We start from the raw sequence: 7,198 nt of genomic DNA on the forward strand, positions 1-7,198 counted from the left end.
CGCGGGGCTGGAAGTGCTGATGCGCGATTCGGCGCTCGCGCGGCAGGTGGGGCTCGACGCGCATTCGCGCGTGCTGGCGATCAATACGGAAGGCGCGACGGCGCCGTCCGTGTACCGGCAGTGCGTCGGCGAGACGGCCGACGCGGTGCTCGCGCGGCAGCGCGACTGGCTGGACCGCGCGTCGGTCGCGGCCTGAACGACATTCCGACCGATCCCGACCGATCCTGACCGACCACGACTGACGAGGCAAACGCCATGGACGCAATCGAAGAAAGCACGCTGCAGGGGCAATTGAAGACCTGGCGCCGCCATCTGCACCAGCATCCGGAGACGGGTTTCGAAGAGGTGAACACGTCGGACTACGTCGCGCGCATCCTGACGACGCTCGGGCTCGACGTGCATCGCGGGATCGGCGGCACGGGGCTCGTCGCGAACCTGACGGCCGGCACCGGCAAGCGCGCGATCGGCATCCGCGCGGACATGGACGCGCTGAATATCGCCGAGCACGCGCCGGGCCGCGAATACGCATCGTGCATGCCCGGCAAGATGCACGCGTGCGGGCACGACGGCCACATGTCGATGGTGCTCGGCGCCGCGCAGTTGCTGGCCGAGCGCAAGGATTTCGACGGCACGGTGCGCTTCATTTTCCAGCCGGCCGAGGAGCATGGCCGCGGCGCGAAGGCGATGATGGCCGACGGGCTGTTCGAGCGCTTTCCGGTCGACGCGATCTTCGGTGCGCACAACATGCCGGGGATGCGCGCGGGCACGTTCTCGACGCGCGCGGGCGGCATCATGGCGAGCGAGGACAACTTCGTGATCCGGATCGACGGGCGCGGCACGCACGCGGCGCGTCCGCACATGGGTATCGATCCGATCGTGATCGGTGCGCAGGTCGTGCTCGCGCTGCAGACGATCGTGTCGCGCAATCTCGATCCGGGCCAGCAGGCCGTGATCTCGTGCACGGAGTTCATCACCGACGGGCTGCGCAACGTGCTGCCGTCGACGGTGACGATCAAGGGCGACACGCGCAGCTATTCGCGCGACGTGCAGGCGCTGCTGGCCACGCGGATGCGCGAGATCAGCGAAGGGATCTGCCGCACGTACGGCGCGACCTGCACGTTCGAGTACACGCACGAGTTCGCGCCGACGGTGAATTCGCCGGAATGGGTCGACACGGCCGTGCAGGCCGCGGCGCAGGTCGCGGGCGCGGAGTCGGTGAACGCCGACGTGCAGCCGATGATGATCTCGGAGGATTTCGGCGCGTTCCTGCAGGCCGTGCCCGGCAACTTCGTGTTCATCGGCAACGGTGAGGCGGCTGATCGCGGCGGCGTGCCGCTGCACAACGCGGGCTACGACTTCAACGACGAGATCCTGCCGGTGGGGGCGCGGTATTTTGCGGAAGTGGCGCGGCGGGCGTTGCGCGCCGCGTAATGCACGGTATGTCAGGCCGCCACGCGCCCGCGTGGCGAGGCCGTCATGCTTCGGCCGCGCGCTTGCCCTGCGTGTCGGCTGTGCCAGTCGTCCGGTCGAGGATGGCGAGCACTTCGCGCGCGGTGTTCTCCGAATGGCTGCGCAGGATCTGCGGCAGCACCGCGTGGTCGGGATCGGCGAGCGCGGCCATGATGGCTTCGTGCTCGTGCAGCGACTCGGCCCAGCGCAAGGTATCCGCGTTCGCCGCGCCGCGCGCGCGATGCACCTTCGACATCAGCGACGCGTAGATGCCCGACAGCACGGGGTTGCCGGCCGCGTCGACGATCATCTGATGAATCTGCTGGTTCAGCCGGAAATACTCGACGCGCTTGCCGGCCTCGTGGCATTCGATCATTCGCCGGTGCTTCGCCTGCAGCGCGGCGAGCGTTGCCGCGCTGATCCGCCGGCGCAACAGTTCGCCTGCCATCGCTTCGAGGCCGTGCAGTAGCTCGAAGGTCGAGATCAGGTCGTCGAGGTCGATCGACGCGACGCGGTAGCCGATGTACTGGCGGTGCGTGACGGCCCCTTCCGCGACGAGCACCTTCAGCGCTTCGCGCAGCGGCGTCTTCGACACGTCGAATGCGAGGCTGAGCTCCTTCTCGTCGATTCTTGCGCCGGGCGGCAGCTCGCCCTCGTCGATCATCACGCGCAGGCGCGCGGCGATCTCCGCGGCCATGCCGCGGGTGCGCAGAAGCAGGGGATTGCGGGGTGTCTGGCTCATGGTGGTGCAAGCTTATCACGATCCCGGTGCAGGCCAATCTCGCCGATAACGTAAACATAATTCCAATAAAACCAATCGTTTACACCATGTGTAATTATAAATTTCTAATCCTATACTCGGCTCCACGTTGCGCGACGTCCCGACCATCCTCGTTCAATCCTGGAGTCCGTCCATGTCTTCAACCTCCGGTGTCGCCGCCTTGACGGTCGGCAAGTCCGCCGTCCGCTGGAAGATATTCGTCGTCATGCTGAGCCTGATCGCGATCAACTACGTCGATCGCGCGTCGCTGTCCGTCGCCATGCCTTACATCTCGCAGGAGTTCAACATCGGGCCCGCGATGGAGGGTCTGATCCTCAGTTCGTTCTTCTGGACCTATGCGGTGATGCAGATCCCGGGCGGGATGCTCGCCGACCGCTTCAAGCCGCGCATCGTGATCGCGACGGCCACGGTGTTCTGGGGTTTTTTCCAGGCAATCGCCGCGCTGTGCACGAACGCGCCGTCGCTGCTGCTCACGCGCCTTGGCCTCGGCGCGGCCGAAGCGCCGATCTATCCGGCCGGCGGCAAGCTCAACGCGATCTGGATGACGCAAACCGAGCGAGGCCGCGGCGCCACGCTGCTCGACGGCGGCGCACCGCTCGGCGCGGCGCTGGGTGCGGTGCTGATCGCCGGGCTGATCGCGCTGCTCGGCTCGTGGCGGCTCGCGTTCGCGGTGGCCGGCGTCGGCACGGTGCTGGCCGGCGTGGTCGCGTGGCACTACATCCGCAACACGCCGCGCGAGCATCCGGGCGTCAACGACCTCGAAGCCGACTACATCGAGGCGTCGCATGCGAGCGATCTCGCGGCCGAGCCGGCCGGCGCGTCGGGCCGTTCGCGCGACTTCTTCAAGTACCGCTCGGTGTGGTGCATGTTCTTCGGCTGGATGTGCTTCAACAGCGTGTTCTACGGGCTGCTCACGTGGATGCCGAACTACCTGCACAAGGTGCACGGCTTCGACATCAAGCAGATGGGCGGCTCGACCTTCATCATCTTTTTCAGCGGCTTCGTCGGCGAACTGCTCGGCGGCTGGATCGCCGACAAGTGGAAGGCCGCAGGCGGCCGTCCGAACGTCGTGATGCGCACGCTGTTCGGCATCGCCGCGGTGATCGCCACCGTGTCGATCTTCTCCGTCGCGTACGTGAAGGACCCGATCGTGTGCGTCGCGCTGCTGTCGTCGACGTTGTTCTTCCTGCGCTGGTGCGGGCTGTACTGGTGCATCCCGTCGTCGCTCGGCACGCGCAACAAGATCGGCTTCCTCGGCGGCCTGATGAACCTCGGCGGCAACATCGGCGGCGTCACCGTGCCGATCGTCGTCGGCGCGATCGTGCAGTTCACCGGCTCCTATTTCCTTGCGCTGATGGTGTTCGCGGCGGCGGGCGTCGGCCTGCTCCTGTGCTCCAGCGCAATCGACTACGAAAACAAGCTCCCGGTCTGACCGACCCTTTTCACTGGTAGAGAGAAACCCATCATGAAAAAACGTACGCTGCTCGGCATGCTCACGCCGTCTTCCAACACCTCGCTCGAACCGCTGACGAGTGCGATGGTCGCCGGCTTGCCGGGCGTGTCCGCGCACTTCGCGCGCTTCCCGGTCACCGAGATCTCGCTGACGGGCCAGGCGCTCGGCCAGTTCGATGACGACAAGATCATCCAGGCCGCGATGCTGCTCGCCGACGCGAAGGTCGACGTGATCGCGTGGAACGGCACGTCGTCGGGCTGGCTCGGCTTCGAGGCCGACGAGCGGTTGTGCGAGCGCATCACGGCGGCGACGGGCATTCCGGCCACCACGTCGGTGCTCGCGCTCAACGAGATCCTGAAGAAGACGAACGCGCACGAGTTCGGCCTCGTCACGCCGTATCTCGACGACGTGCAGACGAAGATCGTCGACAACTACCGCCGCTCGGGCCTGAACTGCATCGCCGAGCGCCACCTGAACCTGAAGGTCAATTTCTCGTTCTCAGAAGTGGCGGGCGACACGATCGGCGATATGGTGCGCGAAGTCGCGAAGGCCGGCCCGCGCGCGATCTCGATCTTCTGCACGAACCTGAACGCCGCGCATCTCGTGCCGGCGCTCGAGGAGGAGACGGGCATCCCGATCTACGACACGATCTCGACCGTCGTGTGGAAATCGTTGCAGCTCGCCGATTACGACACGCGGCAGGTGAAGGGCTGGGGGCGGCTCTTCAGCGACGTGATCTGAGGCGCGCGCCATGTCGAACGATCTCGATTTCGTGATCCGTCACGCGGACGTCGTGACGGCGGCGGACCGGTTCTCGTGCGACATCGGCATCCGCGCGGGGCGCGTGGCCATGCTCGGTCACGGGCTGCCGCGCGCGCCGCGCGAGCTCGATGCGAGCGGGATGCTCGTGATGCCGGGCGGCGTCGATGCGCACTGTCACCTCGACCAGCCGATGCCCGACGGGCTGCGGATGGCCGACGATTTCCTGTCCGGCACGCGCTCGGCGCTGTGCGGCGGCACGACCACCGTGATCCCGTTCGCCGCGCAGGCGAAGGGCCAGTCGCTGCAGGCGGCCGTCGACGACTATCACCGGCGTGCGGAAGGGCGCGCGCTGGTCGACTACGGTTTCCACCTGATCGTCGCCGATCCGACGCCGCACGTGCTGGCGGAAGAGCTGCCGCGGCTGATCGCGAACGGCTATACGTCGTTCAAGGTGTACATGACCTACGACGACCTGAAGCTGAACGACCGGCAGATGCTCGACGTGCTGTCGGTCGCGCGCGAGCACGGCGCGCTGGTGATGGTGCATGCGGAGAATTCCGACTGCATCGGCTGGCTGACCGAGCGGCTGCTCGGCGACGGCCACGTCGCGCCGCATTTCCATGCGCATGCACGGCCGGCCGTGGTCGAGCGCGAGGCGACCCATCGCGCGATCGCGTTCGCGGAACTCGTCGACGTGCCGATCCTGATCGTGCACGTGTCGGGTGCGGAGGCGATCGAGCAGATCCGCTGGGGGCAGTCGCGCGGGCTGCCGATCCTCGCCGAAACCTGCCCGCAATACCTGTATCTGACCGCCGCCGATCTCGGTCACGATGGCCACGACGGTTACGAAGGCGCGAAGTGCGTGTGCAGCCCGCCGCCGCGCGATCCGGCGAACCAGCAGGCCGTGTGGAAGGCGCTGAAGCAGGGCGTGTTCTCGGTGTTCTCGTCCGATCACGCGCCGTTCAACTACGACGATCCATGCGGCAAGCATCCGGGCGGGCACGCGGTATCGTTCGACCATATCCCGAACGGTATCCCGGGGCTCGAGACGCGGCTGCCGCTGCTGTTCAACGGCGTGCGCGAAGGGCGGCTGTCGCTGCACGAGTTCGTCGAGCTGACGTCGCTGCGGCCCGCGAAGCTGTACGGGCTGTATCCGCGCAAGGGGACGATCGCGATCGGCGCCGACGCGGACATCGTCGTGTGGGATCCGGACAAGCGCGTGCGGATCGCGAATGCGTCGCTGCATCACGCGGTCGACTACACGCCGTACGAAGGGATCGAGGTGACGGGCTGGCCACGTCATTGCCTGTCGCGCGGCGAGCTGCTCGTCGAAGACGGCCGGCTGCTCGCCGCCGAGCCGGGGCGCGGGCAATTCCTGCCGGCCGGCAAGCCGTGCCTGGATTGAGGTTCGATGCGACGGAACGAGGAGGGCCCGCGTGACCCGCGGGCGTCATCCGTATCAAACGAATGTGAAGGAGCGGACATGAGCGTTTCCCACGCAATGCGGCGCCTCGTGGCGGCGACCGTCGTCGCCGGGTCGTGCGGCGGCCCGGCGCTGGCCGCCGGCGATGCGCCGCAGGACATGCCGAGCGTCGTGCCCGAATCGGTCGGCGTGGATTCGGCGCCGCTCGTGCGGCTGTCCGAATGGCTGCGGCGCGACCGGATGGACGTGCGCAGCCTCGTCGTCGTGAAGGACGGCAGGATCGTGTTCGAGCGCTACAGCGATGGCCTCACGCGCGACAACAACTACGAGCTGTATTCGGTGACGAAGACGGTTACCGCGCTGCTCGCCGGCATCCTCGACGGCGAGGGCAAGCTCGGCCCGTCGACGAAGGTCGCGCCGCTGATCGCGGCCGCACGGCCCGATCTCGCGGCCGAACTCGCGGACAAGCAGGACATCGAGCTGAGGCACCTGATGTCGATGTCGAGCGGGCTGCGCTACACGACGCGCGAAGGCACCGATCCGCTGTACTACGACGCGCCCGACCGGTTGCGCGTCGCGGTGACAAGCCGCGCAGCGCAGCCGCCCGGCAAGCAGTTCGACTATATCGACGTGAACCCCGTGCTGGTCGGCACGGCCGTGTCGATCGCCGCGCGCGAGCGCGAGGACGAGTTCGCGCGCAAGCGGCTGTTCGAGCCGCTCGGCTTCGCGCATTACCGCTGGAGCGGTGCCGATGGCACGGGCGCGGTGGCCGGCGGCTGGGGGTTGCGGCTGCGTGCCGTCGACATGGCGAAGCTCGGCATGCTGCTGCTCGATCAGGGCCGGTGGAACGGCAGGCAGGTCGTGCCGGCCGATTGGGTTCGGCAGATGACCACGCCGTCGCCGGCCGCGGACGATTACGGCTACTACTGCTGGATTCACCATGTGGTCGAGCACGGCACACCCGAGTTCGGGGCGATGGGCTTCAAGGGGCAATTCATCACGGTGCTGCCCGCGCAGCGCGCGGTCGTCGTGATGACGAGCCTGCTGCCGACCGACGGCGGGCTGCGCGATGCGACCTATCTGAACCTGTATCGCAAGATGGTCGGCGACTACATCCTGCCCGCGCTGACGCCGGCGCAGCCGCCGGTCGAGCATGCGGAGACCACGCAGGTGTTGCGCGACGAACTTGCGCGCAGCCGGCAGGCGAAGGGCGTGCCAGGCACCGCTGCAGCGTTCAACGACGCACCGGAGATTTGATGAGGATAGCGAACATGATTGACGGATCGGCTGCGTCGCTCGACGTGCGGCGGCCCGCCTCGCGCGCAGTGCC

Annotated in this window: 6 protein-coding genes and 1 pseudogene; 6 read left to right on the plus strand and 1 reads right to left on the minus strand. The window is 67.3% G+C overall.

Going from position 1 to position 7,198, the window contains the following annotated elements; translation table 11 throughout:
• Both JYJ84_RS23990 and JYJ84_RS23995 read left to right on the plus strand, forming a co-directional pair.
• Nucleotides 1-196: pseudogene (locus JYJ84_RS23990) on the plus strand (diaminopropionate ammonia-lyase); the annotation flags it as partial.
• A gap of 59 nt (nt 197-255) precedes the next feature.
• Nucleotides 256-1,431 (plus strand): M20 aminoacylase family protein, encoded by a 1,176-nt coding sequence (locus JYJ84_RS23995; protein ID WP_175222713.1) that lies wholly within the window; start codon nt 256-258, stop codon nt 1,429-1,431.
• 43 nt (nt 1,432-1,474) lie between these two features.
• Here JYJ84_RS23995 and JYJ84_RS24000 read toward each other — a convergent pair whose 3' ends face one another.
• A complete protein-coding gene (locus JYJ84_RS24000) occupies nt 1,475-2,191 on the minus strand; it encodes a GntR family transcriptional regulator (RefSeq protein WP_175222714.1) in 717 nt (238 codons plus the stop codon).
• 172 nt (nt 2,192-2,363) lie between these two features.
• Between JYJ84_RS24000 and JYJ84_RS24005 the strand changes: the two genes are divergently transcribed.
• From JYJ84_RS24005 to JYJ84_RS24020, 4 genes are all read left to right on the plus strand, one after another.
• Nucleotides 2,364-3,662, plus strand: a complete 1,299-nt coding sequence (locus tag JYJ84_RS24005; protein ID WP_174957914.1) for an MFS transporter — start codon at nt 2,364-2,366, stop codon at nt 3,660-3,662.
• 33 nt (nt 3,663-3,695) lie between these two features.
• Nucleotides 3,696-4,424 (plus strand): aspartate/glutamate racemase family protein, encoded by a 729-nt coding sequence (locus JYJ84_RS24010; protein ID WP_043186387.1) that lies wholly within the window; start codon nt 3,696-3,698, stop codon nt 4,422-4,424.
• Nucleotides 4,425-4,434: 10 nt separating this feature from the next.
• Nucleotides 4,435-5,850: a dihydropyrimidinase gene (gene hydA, locus JYJ84_RS24015; protein ID WP_175222715.1), complete on the plus strand. Its 1,416-nt coding sequence runs from the start codon at nt 4,435-4,437 to the stop codon at nt 5,848-5,850.
• 78 nt (nt 5,851-5,928) lie between these two features.
• A complete protein-coding gene (locus JYJ84_RS24020) occupies nt 5,929-7,125 on the plus strand; it encodes a serine hydrolase (protein WP_175222716.1) in 1,197 nt (398 codons plus the stop codon).
• Nucleotides 7,126-7,198: the final 73 nt, after the last annotated feature.

The sequence above is a fragment of the Burkholderia sp. LMG 13014 genome (genome assembly GCF_905232215.1).
Lineage (GTDB): Bacteria > Pseudomonadota > Gammaproteobacteria > Burkholderiales > Burkholderiaceae > Burkholderia.